Here is an 18,462-nt window from a genome sequence, read left to right as displayed (position 1 = left end):
GGGCTAGGACCGGTCGCCGAAGTTCGGGTCGATCTCCTCCGGGGTGCGCGCCAGCATGTGCGCCACCTGTTCCACCACGACGTCGCGCACCAGGTCGGCGAGGTCCTCCTGGTCGAAGGCGCGCACCTCGACGGGGCGGCGGTAGACCACCACGCGCCCGGGGCGGCCGGCCTCGGCGGGGAAGAAGCGGCCGAGCAGCACGCCGCCGTCCTCCCACGGGGCCGGGTCCGACGGCGGCACGTCCTCGACCGCGAACTCCGTGCCGCGCAGGTGCGCGGCCCAGGTGCGGTCGAGGTCCTCGACGACGTCGAGCACGAGGTCGTCGAACCGCTGCGCGCGCGTGCGGTGCGCCGGGGCGCCGGGCGGGAGCAGCGGGCCGCGCAGCCCACGGCCGCGCCGGTCACGACGCCGGGGCCGGACGGCGTCGCCATCGCCGTCGGGCCGGGTGGCGGCCAGCCGCAGCAGGTCCGCCTGCGAGGCCTTGGGGATGCCGGCCGCCGGGCCACCGGGCGTGCTCGCGGCGCTGCCGGAGGAACCAGACGAACCGCCCGAGGCGGGGCCGCGACCGGACCGTCGGTTGCGGCCGCGAGGTGAGAACGGAGGCACGTACCGACGATACGTCGAATCCGCCCCGCTCCGGCTCACCTCTCGCGCGCCGCGCGGACAGGAGCCCATATCCTGAGGCGGTGCGCGACGACACCGCCGAGGCGACGTACCGCCGGGCGCTCGCCCTGATCACCGTGCTCGTCGCCCTGGTGGGCGTGGTGTGGGCGGTGCTGACGCCCGCGTTCCGCGCACCCGACGAGCCGCAGCACGTCAACAGCGTGCTCCGGCTGGCGTACGGGGGCGGCTGGCCCGCCGCCGGCGAGGCGCTCGTGGGCCCCGCCGTCGACGCGGCGCGGGAGCAGGCGGCGCTGGCCACGGACGTGCCCGGCCGGCACCTCGACCGCGCCGAGCTGCCGCCGTTCGTCGACGTGCCGCCCGTCCCCGACGCGCAGCGCGGCACGGTGACCCCGGAGAACGCCCTCGCCGACCCGTTGCCGCCCGGCACCGGGACGCGGCACCTGCCCACCGACGTCGTCGACCAGATGACCCAGCACCCGCCGCTCTACTACGCGCTCGCCGCGGGGGTGCTGCACGTGACCGGCACGGCCGAGGCCCGCTGGGACCTCCAGCTCCTGACGCTGCGGCTGTTCGACGTCGTGCTCCTGCTTCCCCTGCCGCTGCTGACCGCCGGGGCCGCCCGCCGTCTGCTGGCCCGGCGTGCGGACGGCGGGCGCGCTGCCGCGCTGGTGGCGGCGTCGTTCACGCTGTTCGTGCCGCAGGTGGGGCACATCCTGGGCAGCGTCACCAACGACGCGCTCGTGACGCTCAGCGGTGCGGCCGCGGCCTACCTGTGCGCCCGGGTGGTGACGGGCGACGTGCGGTGGCGTACGGCGGCGGGGCTCGGGACGGTGGTCGGGGTCGGGCTGCTGACCAAGGTCATGGCCGCCTTCGCGCTGCCGATGGTGGTGGCCGCCTTCGCGCTGGCGGCCGGCCCCCGCGGACGCCGGGCCGCGGGCGTGCTCGTCGCGGGCGCCGTCGCGCTCGCCGTCGGCGGCTGGTGGTGGGTGCGCAACCTGGTCGTGCTGGGGACGGTGCAACCCGTCGGCATCCCGGACCGGTTCCCCGACGACGCAGAGCCGAACGGCCCCTGGTACTTCGTGCGGACCGTGGTGACGAGCCTGACCCGGTCGTTCTTCGGCAACTTCGGCTGGCTGGAGGTCCGGCTGCCCGACGCCGTGTTCTGGACCGCCGCCGTCGTGGTCGCGGGCCTGTGCGCGCTGGCCGCGGCCCGCGGCCCGGCACGGCGGGGCACGGCCGTGCTGCTGCTGCAGCCGGTGGCGCTCTGGTGCGGCGTCGTGGCCAACGCGTGGCCCGACTACGCGGCACACGGCTGGATCTCCGCCGTGCAGGGCCGCTACCTGTTCGCCGGCCTCCTGGCGCTCGGCGCGGCGACCGCCCTCGGCCTGGGCACGCTGCTCGGTCCGCGGCTGCGCGCCGCCGTGCCCTGGGTCGTCGGCACGGGCGCGGTCGCGGCGGCGGCCGGCCTGGCCTACGGGTTCTGGGGCTTCTACCAGGGACCGGACCGGACGGTGGCCGACGCCGCGGCCCGCTGGGCCGGGTGGAGCCCCCTGACCTGGCCTCAGCTCGTGCTGGTCGGCGCCGTGGGCGTGGTCGTCGTGGTCGCGGCCGTGCTGGCGGCGGCGCGGTTCTCCCGGGTGGTGCCGGACGTGCCGGACCATCCGCGCTCGCCGGCGGTCCGCGTGACCGAGACGGTGACGGCCACGCCGAGCGCCAGTCCGGCGACCAGCAGCACGACGAGCGTGGCCGCCGGGAAGGCGTACCAGTAGCCGACGGCGGCGACAGCCCGGCCGAACGCGTCCAGGCCGCCGTCCTCCGGCATCCAGTACAGGCGCCAGGTGTCGATCTGATAGGTCAGGTGCAGGGCGGCGGCCAGCACCAGCAGGGCCAGGGGTACGGTCCGGCGCAGCCGCGGGCGCAGCACGGCCGCGCCCGCCACGGCGACGACCCCCAGCCCCACGAGGCCGGTGAACAGGTACCGGCCCTGCATGGCCGCCCCGAAGTCGGCAAAGGCGGCGAACTGCTCCCAGGAACCGCGCGCGACGATCGCCGCGAGGGCGGGCACGGGGAACAGGAGCACGAGGGCGTCGAGGCGTGGGAGCGTCCGGCGGGCGAGCGCGGCGACGAGACCGGCCAGCAGCACCACGAGGGCCACGCGGGCCATCCACCAGGACGCGTCCAGATCAGGCCGCCACGACTCGTCGTGGATGGGCCCGGGTGCGTGGTCCTGCATGAAGAACAGGGTGACCATGCGCTCGGCGAACCGGCCGAGCCAGATGAGGCCGCCGTCGGACCAGCCGTGGACGGGCGTCAGGTCGGGCGGGGTGGCGTGCGTGCCGTGCGGCTGGAGCATGCCGTGGACCACCACGTTCCGCACCCACCAGGCCGCACCGGGGACGGCGGCGACGGCGACCAGCAGCAGCCCGACGAGGGCCTCCCGCACCCGCGCACGGTACCGCCAGGTGGCAACCGCGTAGGCCAGGACGATCCAGGCGGGGAACATCAGCGCGAACCCCTTGGTCAGCAGTGCCAGCGTGGTGACGAGCCCCAGCAGCAGGGCCGTGCGGCGCGTGAGGTCGCCGGTCAGCACCCGGACCACCAGATATGTGGCGCAGGCGCCGAGCAGCACCAGGAGGTTGTCGTTGTTCACCGCCGACTCCAGGTGCGTCAGCTCCGGGACCGCGAGCGGCACCAGGGCGGCGGCGACGGGCAGCGGCTCGGGCAGGCGCAGCCTGCGCGCGGTGGCGAACAGGAGGAGCGGCAGGGGGAGCGCGAGCAGTGCGTTCCACCAGCGCAGCATGAGCCAGAGCTGGTCCAGCGGTGCGTCCTGCCAGTCGGGCACCAGGGCGACGACACCCGCGCCCAGCAGGTAGTACAGCGGCGGGTGCTGCACGAGCTGGTTGAACACCGGCGTCCGCGGGCCCTCGCCGCGCTTGACGGTCAAGGTCGCCGAGCCGCCGGCCTCCGAGTACGTGGGCCGTTCGCCGCGCGGCGGGACGTCCTGCCGGTCGGCCAGGTGCTGCGGCCCGCCGATCCGGTCCGCCCGGACGAAGCCGCCCGCCGCCACGCCCTGCGTGACGAACGACGTGCCGGGTGCAGGCCACGGCCAGGCGTCGCCCTGCCGCACCTGGAGGATCAGGTCCACGTGCTGACGCTCGTCGGGCGAGCGGACGTTGGGGAAGACGGCCGTCTGGCCGAGCATCACCACGAGATGCAGGAGCACGATCAGCCACACGACGACAGGGACCGTTCGGGGACTGGTCACGCGAGCAGGATATCGCCGGAGGCGCCGGTTCACGCCGGATCTCACCCGGGTGAAGGGAGTTCCATGACGAGTGATGTTCACCCCTCGTTCGTCTGGCGTGCCGTAGGGTTGAAACCGCACTCGCTGCTTGATCATCGGCTCGGCCGTCGGCCGGACGCGAGCCCGTAACCGAAGGCAACAGGGCCATGAAGTTGTTCGTGCAGATTCCTTGCCTGAACGAGGAAGAGACTCTTCCTCTGGTGCTTGCCACGATCCCCCGCGACATCCCGGGCATCGACGAGGTCGAGATCCTGGTGGTCGACGACGGCTCCACGGACGGCACCGTCGAGGTGGCCCGCCGCCTCGGCGTGCGGCACTTCGTCCACCACACCCGGAACATGGGCCTGGCCCGTTCGTTCCGCGACGGCGTCGACTACGCGCTGCGGCACGGCGCCGACATCGTGGTGAACACCGACGGCGACAACCAGTACCCGCAGGAGCGGATCGGCGACCTCGTGATGCCGGTGGTGCTCGGCGACGCGGACATCGTGATCGCCGACCGGCAGACCGGCACCATCGACCACTTCTCCCCGCTGAAGAAGACGCTGCAGAAGGTGGGCAGCGAGGTGGTCAACTTCGCCGCGGGGACCGACCTGCCGGACGCCGCGAGCGGGTTCCGCGCCTACTCGCGTGGCGCGCTGCTGCGGCTCAACGTCGTCACGCAGTTCAGCTACTGCATGGAGACCATCATCCAGGCCGGTCACCAGCGGCTGCGCATCCAGAGCGTGCCGGTCACCACCAACCCCAAGACGCGGGAGTCCCGGCTCTTCTCGAGCATGTGGCAGCACATCGCCAAGTCGGGCCAGGCCATCAGCCGGTCCTACGTGATGTACAAGCCGCACGTCGTGTTCGTGACGCTCGGCATCGTCTTCGCGCTCGGTGCCGCCGTGCCGTTCGGCCGGTACGCCCTGCTCCTGGCCACGGGAACCCCGGGCCAGCACCTCCAGTCGATCGTGCTCGGGGCCACCTCGATGGTCGGAGCGCTGCTCAGCTTCGCCCTGCTCGTGCTGGCCGACCTGCAACGCACCAACCGCGTGCTGCTCGAGGACACGCTGGAGCGCCTCAAGGAGATGCAGTACGGCATGGTCGCCGTCACGGACCCGACGGTGGCCGCCGCACGGGAGAACCCGCAGGTGCCCGGCAACGGCCGGCCCTCCGGGGACCGGGCCCGCCCGGCAGGCCCCGGCGACCCCGGCCTGGCGGACGTGCCCGCGAGCGTGCAGTGATCGCGTTCGGCACCTACGACGCCGCACGACACCCGCGCATCGCCGTCCTCGTCGCCGGGCTGCGCGCCCACGGGACCAAGGTCACCGAGCTCAACCGGCCCCTCGGCCTGTCCACCGCCGAACGGGTGCGCATGCTCCAGCAGCCGTGGCGGCTGCCCGTGCTCGCCGGGCGCCTGGTGCGGTGCTGGGCCGGCCTCGTGACCGACGCCGTGCGGCTGCGCCGGGCCGAAGGGCGGCCCCCGGCGGTGCTCGTCGGCTACCTCGGCCACTTCGACGTGATCCTGGCCCGGCTGCTGTACCCGCGGTCCGTGGTGGTGCTCGACCACCTCGTGTTCGCCGGGGACACCGCCGCCGACCGCGGGGCCGCCGGGCTCCGGGTGCGGCTCCTGACCGGTCTGGACCGGCTGGCGGTCGCGTGCGCCGACGTCGTGGTCACCGACACGGAGGAGCACCGGCGGATGCTGCCCGACCCGGGCAAGGGCGTCGTCGTCCCGGTCGGCGCACCGGACGCGTGGCGGACGGCGGCCGCCTCCGCGGCGCCGGGCGAGGCCACGGCCGGCGCCGGGAGGCTCTCGGTCGTCTTCTTCGGGCTCTACACCCCGCTCCAGGGCGCACCCGTCATCGCGGAGGCGGTGCGCGACGCCGTCGCCGCCGGGGCCGCCCTGGACGTGACGATGGTCGGCACCGGCCAGGACCTGCCCCGCGCCCGCGAGATCCTGGCCGGGACACCCGGCGTGACCTGGCACGACTGGGTCGAGCCCGACGAGCTGCCCGTGCTCGTCGCCCGGCACCAGGTCTGCCTCGGCATCTTCAGCGACACCCCCAAGGGCGTGCGCGTGGTGCCGAACAAGGTGTACCAGGGGCTCGCCGCGGGCTGCGTCGTCGTCACCTCGGACACCCCGCCGCAGCGCCGGGTCGTGGGGGAGCACGCCGAGCTCGTACCGCCCGCCGACCCCGGGGCGCTCGCGGCCCGGCTCGTCGCCCTCTGCGACCCCGCCACGCTCGCCGCCGCCCGCGAGCGCGCGGCACGGGGCCGGGACCGCATCCGCCCGCAGACGGTCACGGAACCCCTGATCGCAGCCCTGGCAGCCAGGACCGCCCTGTGAGCACCCCGGGCGGGCCGGCGACCGGCGGGGGCGTGGTGGCGCGGGCCGGCCGGGTGGTGCGGTCCCGGTGGGTGCGGTGGGGGTTTCTCGTCGTCGCGCTCGGGCTGGCGGTCTGGTACGTGGTCGGCAACCGTGCCGAGCTGGCCCGGGCGGCCGCAGGACTCTCCGTGGCGGAGGCCGCGTCCGTCGTCGTGCTCGGTGTGGTGTACGTGTGGTGCACGCTGCTGGCCTGGCGCGCGGTGCTCGCCGATCTGGGCTCGCCGCTGCGGCTCGGGCCCGCGGTGACGGTGTTCGGGGTCAGCCAGCTCGGCAAGTACGTGCCGGGCGGCGTGTGGAACGTCGTCGCCGCCGCGGAGGTGGGCGCGGGCAACGGCGTGCCGCGCAGCCGGGCGGCGACGTCGATGCTGGTCGCCGTGGCCGTGTCGGTCGCGTCGGGTGCCGCGGTGGGCGCCGTCGCGCTGCCGTTCGTCTCGTCGACGGCGTGGGGTGCCTGGTCCTGGGTGGTGTGGGCGGCGCCCGCCGTCGTGGTCGTGCTCGCCCCGCCCGTGCTCAACCGGCTGATCGGGCTGGCCCTGCGGGTCGCCGGGCGGCCCGCGCCGGAGCACCCGATGACCTGGGGCGGCCTGGGGCGCGCCGCCGTCTGGTCGGTGGCCGGGTGGCTCGTCGCCGGGCTGCAGCTCTGGGTGCTGTGCACCGGCCTGGGGATGACGCCGTCCGCCCGGACGTTCGCGCTGGCGACCGGTGGCTGGGCGCTCGCCTGGACCGCAGGGTTCCTGTTCGTGCTGGCGCCGGCCGGGGCGGGCGTGCGCGAGGTGGTGCTCGCGGCGGTGCTCGCCGGGGCGCTGTCCGGGCCGGCGACGGGACTCGCGGTGCTGGTCAGCCGGGTTGCGCTGACGCTCGTCGACCTGGCCTTCGCGGGTGCGGGGCTGCTGCTGGCGCGGGGTGCGCGGCGCGCCGTCGTCGGGCGGGCGTCCTCACCCCCCTGAGCATCCGGCGTGTTCGCCGCGTCGTGCCCGGTCAGGGCGTAGTCTCGGCGCGTGAGATCGGTGAGACAGTGTTCGCGCTCGGCCTGCACCAATGCGGCCGTGGCGACGCTCACGTACGTGTACGCGGACTCGACGGCGGTTCTGGGTCCGCTTGCGCACCTGGCCGAGCCCCACAGCTACGACCTGTGCGCGGAGCACGCCGAACGGCTGACCGCGCCGCGCGGGTGGGAGGTGGTCCGCCTCATGCCCGAGTTCGAGGACGCCGGGCCGAGCCCCGACGACCTGTCCGCCCTGGCCGACGCCGTCCGTGAGGCGGGCCGGGTACGCCGCCCGGCCGAACCGCCCACGGTCACGGAGACGGCCCGCCGGGGCCACCTCCGCGTCCTGCGCGCGGACGACGACACCTCGGCCTGAAACGGCCTACGGGACCCAGGCGCAGACCGCGTGGCCTGCGCCCGAGAGGGTCAGGTTGCCCGCGTCGTGCGGGACGAAGACCGAGTCGCCCTGGGTCAGGCGCTGCGCGCCGGTCTCGGCGCGGTCGGCGTCGAGCGTCAGCTCACCGTCCAGGCAGAGCAGGATGCGGGGGCCGGTGGCGGGCAGGCAGACCGACTCGGTGGGGTCGACGTCCGCGGTCGTGAGCGCGAACTCCGTGACCGGCACGCGGTAGGTGTGCACCTGGCCGCGGCTGCCCGCCGTGCTCACCTCGGGGGTGAACGGCTGCTGCGGCGCGAACGTGGTGCAGGCGACCAGGTTCTCCTCGTCCACGAGCTTGGTGGTGAGGCCCGCGCGCAGCACGTTGTCGGAGGAGGCCATGATCTCGACGCCCAGCCCCGACAGGTAGGCGTGCACCACGCCGGCCGGCGTGAAGGCCGCCTCGCCCGGCTCCAGCGAGAAGCGGTTGAGCATGAGGGACGCGATGGCGCCCGGGTCGCCGGGGTGCTGGTCGGCGAGGTCGATGACCGTGCGGTCGGCGCGCTCGAACGGAGACCCGGCCGCCAGGCGGGCGCGCACGGAGTCGAGGGTCGCCTCGATGTCGGCGGCGCAGGCCTCGTCGGCCCGCGCGGACAGCAGGTGGTTGAACGCGTCCCGCATGCCGTCGTGGCCGCGGTCGCGCAGCAGGGCCGCGCGCACACCCTCGACCAGGTCACCGGCCAGACCGTCCAGCACGTCCAGGATGGTGCGCGGCGTGCGGAAGCCGGCCAGGCCCTCGAACTGCGACAGGGCGACGATCATCTCCGGCTTGTGCTGGTCGTCCTTGAAGGACCGCTTCGGCGACGAGAGGGCCATCCCGGCCTTGTTCTCGCGCGCGAAGCCCTCCCGGGCCTGCCGCGGCGAGGGGTGCACCTGGAGCGACAGCGCCTTGCCCGCGGCCAGCACCTTCAGCAGGTACGGCAAGCGCGGCCCGAACTGCTCGGCCACGCGGTGGCCCAGCGTCTGCACGGGTGCCTCGCGGACCAGGCGGTCGAGCGTGACGTCGTCGTCCTCGATCACCGTGACCGACGGCGCACTCGTGTGCGCGCCGAGCCAGAGCTCGGCCTGCGGCTGCCCGTCCGGCTCGGCGCCGAGCAGGTGGGGGATGGCGTCGACCGACCCCCAGTCGTACCGCTGGATCGTGTTGGTCAGCGGCAGGGGGGCGTGGAACTGGGCTACGGCAAGCACCGCGCAAGGATAGCCCGCCGGACCGGCCGGATCAGGGGGCACCGGTGCGGCCCCGCCGTCTGCAAGAATCTGGGTGCGTCCGTGACGCCGCTGTCGCGGAGCCGTGCACCCCAGCAGAAAGCAGCCGTCCGATGCCCTCCAGCACGCCCCGCGTCTCGGTCGTCATGCCGGTCCGTGACACCGAGCTCTACCTCGACGACGCGATGACCAGCCTCACCCGGCAGTTCGACGACCCGCACGACCTGGAGGTCGTGGTGGTCGACGACGGCTCCGGCGACGCCACCCCGGACATCGCCGAGAGCTATGCCGACCGCCTGCCGAACCTGACGGTGCTGCGCAACAGGGAGCCGGTGGGGGCCGCCACGGCACGCAACCAGGGCCTGGCCGGGTCGAACGGCCGGTACATCACCTATCTCGACGGCGACGACTGGTACGCGCCGCACCACCTGCGCGACGTGACGGACGCGATCGAGGCGTTCGGCGTGCCGATCCTGCGGCACGACCACGTCACCGTCCAGGACGGTCAGCGCCGGGTCGTCCGCGCGATGGAGCCGGTGCGCGAGCAGGTGCTCGACCCCCGGGAGTCCATCCTGCCCACCGACCGTCCCACGATGGTCGACTACCCCTACGGCTGGGCCGGCGTCTACGACCGGGCGATCGCCGACGACGGCCTGCTGACCTTCTCGGACGGCATGCGCACGGCGACGGACCGGGCCTGGGTGTGGCGCCTGCACCTGCAGGGCACCGGCTACGTCGTCACCAACCACAGCGGCGTGTGCTACCGGCGGGGCGTGACGACCTCGCTCACCCAGATCTACGACGAGCGCCGCCTCGACTTCACCCGGGCCTTCGCCGAGATCCACGGGATCCTCGACGAGGACCGGGAGTCCGACCGGTTCCTGCCCAAGCTCGCCCGGACGGTGCTCGCGATCGTGGACCACCACCTCGGCTTCGCGGAGCACATGCCCGCCGAGCTGCTCGCGGAGCTGAACCGGCGCTCCGCCGAGCTGATCCGGACGTTCCCCGCGGAGACGGTCCGGGTCCAGCTCGAGCAGTCCGGGTCGCGGCGCTGGGTGACGCTGCGGGACGTGCTCCCGCCGGAGCTCGCGCCGAGCCCCGAGATGCTCGCCGCCGAGCTCGCGGTGTCAGCGCCCGCGTAGGCCCTTCGCTCGTTACGCTCTCGACGTGGCACTCGACCCGAGCAGGATCAGCAAGGCGTCCAGACGCCGCCTCGGCCGGATCGTCCGGGCGGTCCGGCGCCGCCTCGGCCCGGGCGCGGACCAGAAGGGCGTCGCTGAGGCGGGCACGCCCGAACCCGCGGCCCCCGCCGACCCGGCGCTGCGCCGCGTGCTGGACTCCGGGGTGTTCGACGTCGAGTGGTACGGGGCGCAGGCGGGCACGACGTTCGCCGACCCCGCCGACGCCGCGCGGCACTACCTCGCGCAGGGGCGGCGGAAGGGCTGGTGGCCGCACCCGCTGTTCGTGCCGGCCCGGTACCGGCCGAAGGCATGGCAGCGGGACGACACCGACCCGCTCGTCATCTACCTCAAGGGCGTGGGCGACTCGTGGAAGGCGTCCCCGTCGCCGCTCTTCGACCCGGGCCGGCTCGACCTGCCCGCTGCGGACGGGCGCAGCCCCCTGGCGGCCTTCCTCGCGGACGACGCCGACGCCCCGCTCCCGCTGGCCCCGGACGCGCGATGGATGCGTGACGGCGTGACGCTGGCCGACGTGCGCGAGGCGCTCCGCGCCGAGCTGCGTCACCAGGCGGACCACGCGGACCAGGCGGATGCCGCTGCGCCCTGGCGGGAGTCCCCGGCGGCGAGGACCGTGCCGGGCCTGACCAGCCTGGTGGTCGTCGACTGCGACACCACCGCCGACGTGCTGACCGTCCTCACCGCGATCGACCGCGCCGTGCCGGCGGACGACACAGCGGCCGCGCCGTCCGCGGAGATCCTGCTGGTCACCGGTGATCGTCGTCGCGCCGTCGCCGGCCTCGCGCTGGCCCGGCTCGCCCGGTTCGACGTGCGGGTGGTGCTGTCCGGGCAGGGTGCGTCGTCCGCCGTCGACGAGGCGGTGCACGGGGCCCGGGGCGAGCACGTGCTGCTGCTGTCGGGGCGGCAGGCCTTCCGCGAAGGGACGCTGCAGGACCTCCGGGCGGTGTTGACCGAGTCGGGCGCGGCCGCGGTGCACCCGGTCGTGCTCGGTGGCGATCTGCTGCTGCGGGACGTGGGCGTGGTCTACCCGCCGCGCGGCACGGATCCGGTGCCCTTCCTCGACGGCGTGCACCCGGACAGCGTGCCCTGGACCCGGCCGTGGTTCGAGGTGCCGGGAGCGCCGGTGCCGCTCCTGGCCCGCACGGAGTCCGTGCGGGCCGTCCGGGACGAGCCACGGGTACGCACCCTGTGGGCCGACGTCGACCTGGCGCAACGCCTGGCCCGGCACGAGGAGCGCCCCGTCGTGGTGGCCCGCGACGTGGTCGTGACGCGCTCCGGGGACGGGACGTTCGACGACACCGCGGAGCCGGAGGACGACCTGGCGGTGTTCCGCGCGGCGTGGCAGACGGCCCCGGAGGGATCCGCGGACCTCTTCGCGACCTTCGGCGTGGCACCCGTGTTCACCGGGACGGCCGCGCTCACCGCTCCCGGGCGACCGGGGACCTGGACCCGCGCGCTGTGGCCCTCCGTGCCGGACACCGCCCGGGTACGGGAGGCGCCGCCCGCACTGCGCTGGGCGATCAAGACGGCGATGCCCGCCGGCGACCAGGCCCGGCAGTGGGGCGACTTCCACTTCGCGCACTCCCTGGCGGCCGCACTGCGCGACCTGGGCCAGCACGTGGTGGTCGACTACGCGCCCAACGACGCCCGTGCGACCTCCTACCGGGACGACGTCGTCCTGATGCTCCGGGGACTGCACCCGGCCCGGCTCCCGGGCGACGTGACGAGCGTCGTGTGGGTCATCAGCCACCCGGAGGACGTCGCGGCGCGGGAGCTGGCGGGTTACGACCTCCGGTTCGCCGCGAGCCTCACCTGGGCGCGCGACGTCTCGCAGCGGTGGGAGCTGCCCGTGGCCCCGCTGCTGCAGTGCACCGATCCGAGCCGGTTCTACATCGACGACGAGCCGGTCGAGGACGTCGTCGGCAAGGCCGTCCTGGTCGGCAACACCCGGGGCAAGGCACGTCCGGTCGCCGTGGAGGCCGTGCGGTCGGGTGTGCCGGTCGCCGTCTACGGGTCGGGCTGGCAACGGTTCCTGCCGCCCGAGGCGATCGCCGGCGCGTACGTGCCGAACGAGGTGCTCCGCCGCTACTACCGGTCGGCCGCCTGGGCGCTGAACGACCACTGGCCCGACATGCGTGACCTGGGCTTCGTCTCCAACCGCGTCTTCGACGTGCTCGCGTCGGGCGGCCGGCTCCTGACCGACGACGTGTACGGGCTCGACGAGATCGTGCGCCCCGTCCTGCCCGAGGGCCGCCTGGCCCGGTTCACGACGCCCGAGGAGCTGCACGCGCTCCTGGCCGAGGGCAGTGCCGCACGGTACGACGAGGAGATGCTCCGCTCGCTGTCCGAGCACGTCCGCACCGAGCACGGGTTCGGGGCACGCGCCGCCGTCCTGCTCGAGGCGGTGCTCGCTCACCGGGCGGACAACACCTCCGGCACCTGAGGCCCGTACGCCGGGTGAGGTGCGCCCGGTGCGCCCCGGTGCGCCCCGGTGCTCGCGTACGCTGACGACGTGGCTCTCGACCTCAACAGGATCATCAAGGCGTACGACGTCCGGGGACTGGTGCCCGAGGAGCTGTCGCCCGAGGTGGCACGCGCGATCGGCACGGCCTTCGCCCGGGTGGTGGTGCGCCCGGAGGCGTCGGACGACTCCCGCCCGGCCGTCGTCGTCGGACGGGACATGCGGGACTCCGGACCCGACCTCGTGGACGCCTTCGCGGCCGGCCTCGCTGCCGAGGGTGTGGACGTGGTCCGCATCGGGCTGTGCTCGACCGACGGGCTGTACCACGCCTCCGGCGTCCTGGGCCTGCCGGGCGCCATGTTCACGGCCAGCCACAACCCGGCCGCGTACAACGGGATCAAGCTCTGCCGTGCGGGCGCGCGGCCCGTCGGCGAGGCGACGGGCCTCGCCGGGATCCGGGAGGTCGCGCAGGCGCTCCTCGACGACGCCGAGGCCGGCACCGGCGCCCCGGCTCCGGCCCCTGGGCAGGTGACCGACCGCGAGATGCTGGGCGAGTACGCCGCGTTCCTGCGGGGCCTGGTGGACCTCTCGGGCATCCGGCCGCTCAAGGTGGTCGTCGACGCCGGGAACGGCATGGCGGGCCTCACGGCCCCGGCCGTGCTCGGTACCGCTGCGGGGCTGCCGGAGCTGCCGCTGGACGTCGTGCCGATGTACTTCGAGCTGGACGGCACCTTCCCGAACCACGAGGCCAACCCCCTGGAGCCCGCCAACCTGCTGGACCTGCAGACGGCCGTCGTGGCCAACGGCGCCGACATCGGGCTGGCCTTCGACGGGGACGCCGACCGCTGCTTCGTCGTGGACGAGAAGGGCGTACCGGTCTCGCCGTCGGCGATCACCGCCCTGGTGGGGCTGCGCGAGGTCGAGAAGGAGAAGGCGGCCGGGCGGGCGCCGGTGGTCATCCACAACCTGATCACGTCGCGCGCGGTGCCCGACCTGCTCTCGGCCGCCGGCGCCCGGGTGGTGCGCACCCGCGTGGGGCACTCGTTCATCAAGGCCGAGATGGCCTCGAACGAGGCGGTGTTCGGCGGCGAGCACAGCGCCCACTACTACTTCCGGGACTTCTTCTTCGCGGACACCGGCATGCTGGCCGCCCTGCACGTGCTGGCGGCACTGGGCACGCAGCGTAACCCGCTGTCCGAGGTCGCCGAGATGTACGAGCCCTACGTCGCCTCCGGCGAGATCAACTCGCGGGTCCCGGACGCCGCCGAGGCCACGAACCGCGTGCTGGACGCCTACCGGGTCGCCTACCCCGGGATCGAGGTCGACACCCTCGACGGCGTCACCGTGTCCCACTGGGACGGGCACCCGCAGTGGTGGTTCAACCTGCGGGCGTCCAACACCGAGCCGCTGCTGCGGCTCAACGTCGAGGCCGCCGACCACGACATCATGGAGAAGGTCCGCGACGACGTGCTCTCGCTGGTGCGCGCCGGGACCGACGAGCCGGACGGGTCCGGGACAGGAGAGACCGAATGAGCATCGAGCTGGAGCCCTGGGTGCGCGAGATCCTGCGCTGCCCCGTGACGGGCGCGACCCTCGTGGACGGCACCGGGCCGGGCGGCGAGCCCGAGCTGCACTCGACCGACCCGGAGCGGCCGCTGGCCTACCCGGTCCGGGACGGGATCCCGGTGCTGCTGGAGTCGGACGCGCGCGAGCTCTGAGCGATACCGGACCGTGATGCGTCGCGTCGGCCCACGGTCCGGGCATCTGCCACAATCGGGTGCCCCCGCAGGACGACGCCGTCCGTGGATGCCGCAGCCCCTCGGAGAAAGCAGCAACCGACACGATGAGCACAACACAGCTTGTCCTGGTCTCCTCGGCCGAGTCCCTGCTCGCAGCAGCGGCCGCCGTGGACGCCGGGCTGCTCGACCGACCACGCCGCAGGGTGCTCGTCCTGTTCGGGCGTGCGCCGGCGCCGGAGACGGCACTCCTGCCGCACGAGCGTCCGGGCATGTCGGCGGCCACGGCACGGTTCGACGACGTCGTCGTGCTCGACGAGCTCGTCCGGCCCGCGGACCCGGGACGCTGGTCGCCGCGGGGTGACGACCGCCCCGTCCTGGCCCGCCTGCTGCGGCAGACCTGGGGCATCGGGGACGACACCGTGGAGCTCGTCTGCGACCGTCCCCAGTCCGAGCAGCCGGTCGAGTGGCTGATGTCGGCGTTCTACGGGTGCGAGGTGGTCCGCCTCGTCACGGACGTCGCCGGGTACGGCCCGGCGCGCGAGCCGATCGGGTGGCCGCAGGCCCGGCGGACCAGCCGGCACCTGTACCGGGAGCACGTCGCAGGACTCGCGCCGTGGCCCGACGGCGACGAGCACCGGGCCGGGCAGGGCGTCCCTGCGGTCGCGATCCCCGCCGACGCGGTCGGCAAGCTGGCGCAGGACGTCGCGTCCGCCGCGGACCTGCCGGTCCCGGCGGAGGGTGTCGCGCTGGTGCTCGCGGAGTCGTTCGTCGCGGGCGGCATCCTGACCCGGGACCAGGAGACGGCGCTCTGGCGCGACGCCGTCCGCACGGCGGCCGCGGTGGACGGCGTGACAGAGGTGCTGGTTCTCGCCGACCCGGTCGTCCCCGCGAACCTGGCGGTCCGCCTGGGCGACCTGGCGCCTGAGGGAGTCCGGCTCACGCCGGTCGAGCAGCCGGCCCTCGCGGAGGTCTATCTCGCGGCCATACGCCCCGTGGTCGTGGTCGGGACCATGTCGCCCGCACTCCTACGGGCGCGGGCCGACGGTGTCCCCGTGGTCGCGGTGGGTGCCAAGACCGTCAAGGAACGGCTCCGGCCCTATGCGAACCCGGCGCGGCTCCCGTGGGCCGTCGTCGACGCCGTGCTCCGGGAGGACGGCCGCTGGTCGGACACCGGGGACCTCGCGCACCTGATCGGTGCGGTGGCGTTCTGCATGTACCCGGAGCGGCTCGCCGAGCGGAGGACCGAGGTCGCGGCGTTCCTGGACGGGCTGGAGCCGGCCGAGATCGGGCGGTACACGACGGCGAACCGGGCACAGAAGCTCGGTCTGCTGCCCGTGCCCGAACCCGAGCCCGCTCCTGAGCCCGCCCCGGAACCGACGCCCGAACCGACGCCCGAACCAGAGCCCGAGGCGCCCGCCCCGGCCCGTGGCGAGAAGTGGTTCCGCGGGCTGGTCCGCAAGTCACACTGAGTCAGGGCGCTGAGTCAGGGCGCACCCGGTCGACCGGTGCCCCCGGAGTCTGCGCCGGCAGCCTGGGCCTCCGCCGCGTACAGCCGCCCCAGCACGCTCCGTGGCCCGGTGTTCTCGGAGCCTGCCTTGTACGACAGCTTGTGGACGGTCGCCCGCGACAGCGCCCGCTCGAAGTCCTCGTCGGTCATGTCACGGCTCATCCAGTGCCGCAGCCGGAGCGACGGCGCCGTCGAGAGCCGGGGAGTGGCCGCGAAGAGCTCGCCGAATCTCGGGTCGGTGAGCGCGAGCGCCTCGAAGAGGTGGTGGAACGTGAAGTAGTGCGGCAGCTTGCCGTCCTTGCGCCAGTAGGCGTAGAGCGCCTCGAGCGTCATGGTCACGAGGTGGTGGCCGGGCTGGGCGGTGATGCTCCACGTGCCGATCGAGGTCCGCTCCTTGGCGGGCGCGAAGAACCCGGTGGGCCGCGCGTGGTCCGCCAGCTCGGCGCCCGCGTCACCGCGCAGGTAGCAGGTGGCGTCGAGCCACGTGCCGCCGTACCGCGCGAGGAGCTCCAGGCGCAGCAGGTCGGACCGGGCGGTGCGGTCGGTGACCAGGGCGTCGATGTCGTCCGGCAGCGTCACGAAGCTGCTGACGTTGTCGTCGTCCAGCTCGACCACCGGGCGCGTGAGGTGCCGGGCCATCGTCGACCGGCACATCCGCACGACGTCGGGTGCCTGGTCGAAGCCCTGCGCCCAGTAGGTCCAGACGGTGTCCGACCGGTCCTCGACGACCTGCCGCGCCCCGGCGGCCGCACGGAGCTCGGCCAGCCGGCCGAGCACGAAGCGGACCGCGTCGCGCCGGGGCACGAACTGCAGGACGCCACGGTCCAGCAGCACGGCGTCCAGGCCCCGCGGGAGTGGATCGTGCGCGGTCCACCGCCGGTAGGCGGCGTCGGCGTCCTCCATCCGCCCGGCGAGCTCGGAGGCGCGGCCCAGCTCGTAGTACCAGCGGGGCGGGGCGTCAGGGCGCCGGTCGATGGCGCGGGCCAGCGCGTCCGCGGCCCCGGCGTGGTCGTTCGCACGACGGCGGGCCGTGGCGAGCCGGTGCAGCCAGCCCGGGTCGGCCGCCGGACCGGAGGTCGCCCGCGTCAGCGCTCGCTCGGCTCGTCCGGGGTGCCCGAGCCGGCCGTGCACGCGGGAGAGGAAGAAGTGGTATCGCTGGGTGAGCGTAGCCAATGATGTGCCGTTCAACTGGAGGAGTTCACGGCAAATTTAAGCCGGGGTCCCGGCCTTGTCGCGGTAAACAGCGGGTGAGAAAAGGGGCAGCCCCACCCCCTGGTCAGTTCGCCCGGATTCGGGCGATCCAGGAGGACGGCAGGGTCCCTGCGCGGGTGTGCTTGCCGACGACGGAGCGGATCCGGTCGGCCGATCCGCGCACCGTGGCGGTCTCCCCGGACGGCGACGTCGCGACCAGCGCGGCGGCCTGTCCGCTCCGGTACCGGTCGGTGACCTCGATCGACGCGACAGCGGGCAGGCCGAACAGCCGCTGGGCGGACTCCTGGGTGAGCAGGCGGCCCCAGGACCGGTAGTCGTTGCCGGGCGCCCGCTTGCTGTACGGGTCGGCCACGGAGCGCTCGTAGGGCACCTCGGACGACCACACGTCCTCCGAGTGCGCGGTGCGCCCGCCGCTCGACGAGAAGTAGTGGGCCTCCACGGGCCGTCCCGACCACGTCAGCACCCGGGCGCGGGTCAGCGAGGCGGTCGTGGCCCGGACGGCGTCGGCCCAGTAGCGGGCGTACGACGAGACCTCGTTGTCGTAGCCGGTGAAGTGCTGGTCACGGACGTCGTCGACCACGTGGCAGCGGCATCGCGCCTTCCAGTCGCCGCTGCGCAGCAGCGCGAACGAGCGGGCCACGACCGCCTGCGCCTCCAGCGCGGCACGTCCGCCGTGCGCGCCCCAGGACGCCGGCATCTCCGCGAGCCCGTACAGGTAGGCGCCGTTGAGGGGTATCCGGTTGACCACGTTCGGCACGCCCGCCGAGGCGCTGAGCTGCAGCCTGCCCCACCGGTAGGCGCCATGGGCGCCCCGGACGTGCGCCACCGCCGGCGCGGCGTCCTGCCGGTAGTAGGGCGAGCCGGACCACACGAGCCACATCCGGTCGTACCGGTGGGTGCGTCCCTCGGCCCGCACGACGAGGTCGCCCCGCGACACCGAGACGTCGACCGGGCCGCTGCCGCGGGCGACGGCGCGGCCCTGGGCCTGCAGCAGCCACGAGCCGCCCTTGACGTCGATCCGGGTGGCGCCCGTGTCGCCGTAGCCCGAGAACCCGTACGGGTCGGGCCCGTAGACCTGCACGTCGATGTCCCGTGGCGTGGTGGCCACGGTGTTCTGCGCGCCCTGGTAGTAGTGGCCGAGGATCTGGCCCTGGGTGCGGCCCTCGCGAGCCATCTGGTAGGCGCCGTACTGCGCCATGCCCACGCCGTGCCCGAAGCCCGAGCCGTCGACCGTGAACGACTCCGGGACGCCCGCGGCGGAGGCCGGGGCGACGGGCCCGGCCACCAGCGCGGCGGCTGCTGCGGCGGCCGCCACCAGACGGCTGACCCTGCCGCCGGTCGTGCGGTGACTGCTGTGATCCCGGTGCGACATCTTCGTACCCCCGTGTGCCACTGTGCCTCAGGGGACCGGGTCCGGCATCCGC

At 74.4% G+C, this 18,462-nt stretch carries 14 protein-coding genes and 1 pseudogene; 10 read left to right on the top strand and 5 right to left on the bottom strand.

All coding sequences use genetic code 11. The annotated features are described in order from the left end of the window. Positions 1-3: 3 nt before the first annotated feature. Positions 4-606 (bottom strand): metallopeptidase family protein, encoded by a 603-nt coding sequence (locus ACIG47_RS10155; RefSeq protein ID WP_397430698.1) that lies wholly within the window; start codon positions 604-606, stop codon positions 4-6. 80 nt (positions 607-686) lie between these two features. On the opposite strand from ACIG47_RS10155, the gene ACIG47_RS10150 reads away from it, so the two are divergent. Then, complete coding sequence (locus ACIG47_RS10150; protein WP_397430697.1) at positions 687-2,393, top strand: DUF2142 domain-containing protein; 1,707 nt, start codon at positions 687-689, stop codon at positions 2,391-2,393. A gap of 623 nt (positions 2,394-3,016) precedes the next feature. Here the strand turns inward: ACIG47_RS10150 and ACIG47_RS10145 are convergent. Further along, positions 3,017-3,424 (bottom strand): annotated as a pseudogene (locus ACIG47_RS10145) (glycosyltransferase family 39 protein); the annotation flags it as partial. 650 nt (positions 3,425-4,074) lie between these two features. Here ACIG47_RS10145 and ACIG47_RS10140 point away from each other — a divergent pair. Genes ACIG47_RS10140 through ACIG47_RS10125 form a run of 4 tightly spaced genes read left to right on the top strand, consistent with a single transcriptional unit; the run spans position 4,075 to position 7,660 of the window. After that, positions 4,075-5,154: a glycosyltransferase family 2 protein gene (locus ACIG47_RS10140; protein WP_397430696.1), complete on the top strand. Its 1,080-nt coding sequence runs from the start codon at positions 4,075-4,077 to the stop codon at positions 5,152-5,154. Beyond that, positions 5,151-6,260, top strand: coding sequence for a glycosyltransferase (locus tag ACIG47_RS10135; RefSeq protein ID WP_397430695.1), 1,110 nt, complete (start codon positions 5,151-5,153; stop codon positions 6,258-6,260). Before ACIG47_RS10140 ends, ACIG47_RS10135 begins: the two co-directional genes overlap by 4 nt. Continuing rightward, positions 6,257-7,246 carry a lysylphosphatidylglycerol synthase domain-containing protein gene (locus tag ACIG47_RS10130; RefSeq protein WP_397418488.1) on the top strand — a complete coding sequence of 330 codons (990 nt, stop codon included), beginning with the start codon at positions 6,257-6,259 and terminating at the stop codon, positions 7,244-7,246. Before ACIG47_RS10135 ends, ACIG47_RS10130 begins: the two co-directional genes overlap by 4 nt. Before the next feature lie 51 nt (positions 7,247-7,297). Beyond that, positions 7,298-7,660, top strand: coding sequence for a DUF3499 domain-containing protein (locus tag ACIG47_RS10125; protein WP_397418490.1), 363 nt, complete (start codon positions 7,298-7,300; stop codon positions 7,658-7,660). A gap of 6 nt (positions 7,661-7,666) precedes the next feature. Here ACIG47_RS10125 and manA read toward each other — a convergent pair whose 3' ends face one another. Continuing rightward, positions 7,667-8,905 (bottom strand): mannose-6-phosphate isomerase, class I, encoded by a 1,239-nt coding sequence (manA, locus tag ACIG47_RS10120; RefSeq protein ID WP_397430694.1) that lies wholly within the window; start codon positions 8,903-8,905, stop codon positions 7,667-7,669. A gap of 131 nt (positions 8,906-9,036) precedes the next feature. Here manA and ACIG47_RS10115 point away from each other — a divergent pair, with 131 nt between their 5' ends. The 5 genes from ACIG47_RS10115 (at position 9,037) to ACIG47_RS10095 (ending at position 15,788) form a co-directional block, all read left to right on the top strand. Beyond that, the gene (locus tag ACIG47_RS10115) at positions 9,037-10,065 is read left to right on the top strand and encodes a glycosyltransferase family 2 protein (protein WP_397430693.1); all 1,029 of its coding nucleotides are present in this window, start codon (positions 9,037-9,039) and stop codon (positions 10,063-10,065) included. A gap of 25 nt (positions 10,066-10,090) precedes the next feature. Then, positions 10,091-12,562 carry a hypothetical protein gene (locus ACIG47_RS10110; protein ID WP_397430692.1) on the top strand — a complete coding sequence of 824 codons (2,472 nt, stop codon included), beginning with the start codon at positions 10,091-10,093 and terminating at the stop codon, positions 12,560-12,562. A gap of 69 nt (positions 12,563-12,631) precedes the next feature. Beyond that, positions 12,632-14,113, top strand: coding sequence for a phosphomannomutase/phosphoglucomutase (locus ACIG47_RS10105; protein ID WP_397430691.1), 1,482 nt, complete (start codon positions 12,632-12,634; stop codon positions 14,111-14,113). Next, positions 14,110-14,298, top strand: coding sequence for a Trm112 family protein (locus ACIG47_RS10100; RefSeq protein WP_397430690.1), 189 nt, complete (start codon positions 14,110-14,112; stop codon positions 14,296-14,298). The genes ACIG47_RS10105 and ACIG47_RS10100 overlap by 4 nt, the downstream gene beginning before the upstream one ends. A gap of 125 nt (positions 14,299-14,423) precedes the next feature. Continuing rightward, positions 14,424-15,788 carry a hypothetical protein gene (locus ACIG47_RS10095; RefSeq protein WP_397430689.1) on the top strand — a complete coding sequence of 455 codons (1,365 nt, stop codon included), beginning with the start codon at positions 14,424-14,426 and terminating at the stop codon, positions 15,786-15,788. A 14-nt stretch (positions 15,789-15,802) separates the two neighbouring features. Here ACIG47_RS10095 and ACIG47_RS10090 read toward each other — a convergent pair whose 3' ends face one another. Together ACIG47_RS10090 and ACIG47_RS10085 are read right to left on the bottom strand one after the other, a co-directional pair. Continuing rightward, the gene (locus ACIG47_RS10090; RefSeq protein ID WP_397430688.1) at positions 15,803-16,999 is read right to left on the bottom strand and encodes a capsular polysaccharide synthesis protein; all 1,197 of its coding nucleotides are present in this window, start codon (positions 16,997-16,999) and stop codon (positions 15,803-15,805) included. 103 nt (positions 17,000-17,102) lie between these two features. Further along, entirely contained in the window at positions 17,103-18,353 is a 1,251-nt protein-coding gene (locus ACIG47_RS10085; RefSeq protein WP_397430687.1) for a SpoIID/LytB domain-containing protein, read from the bottom strand. Positions 18,354-18,462: the final 109 nt, after the last annotated feature.

Source organism: Promicromonospora sp. NPDC052451 (assembly GCF_044547525.1).
Taxonomy (GTDB): Bacteria; Actinomycetota; Actinomycetes; order Actinomycetales; family Cellulomonadaceae; genus Promicromonospora.
Note: the sequence above shows the minus strand (reverse complement) of the source record. Positions and strands in the feature narration are given on the sequence as shown.

Excerpts from the sequence above, each read along its gene's own strand:
- ACIG47_RS10140 (WP_397430696.1), top strand. The coding sequence starts at position 4,075 with ATGAAGTTGTTCGTGCAGATTCCTTGCCTGAACGAGGAAGAGACTCTT.
- ACIG47_RS10115 (WP_397430693.1), top strand. The coding sequence starts at position 9,037 with ATGCCCTCCAGCACGCCCCGCGTCTCGGTCGTCATGCCGGTCCGTGAC.
- ACIG47_RS10100 (WP_397430690.1), top strand. The coding sequence starts at position 14,110 with ATGAGCATCGAGCTGGAGCCCTGGGTGCGCGAGATCCTGCGCTGCCCC.
- ACIG47_RS10095 (WP_397430689.1), top strand. The coding sequence starts at position 14,424 with ATGAGCACAACACAGCTTGTCCTGGTCTCCTCGGCCGAGTCCCTGCTC.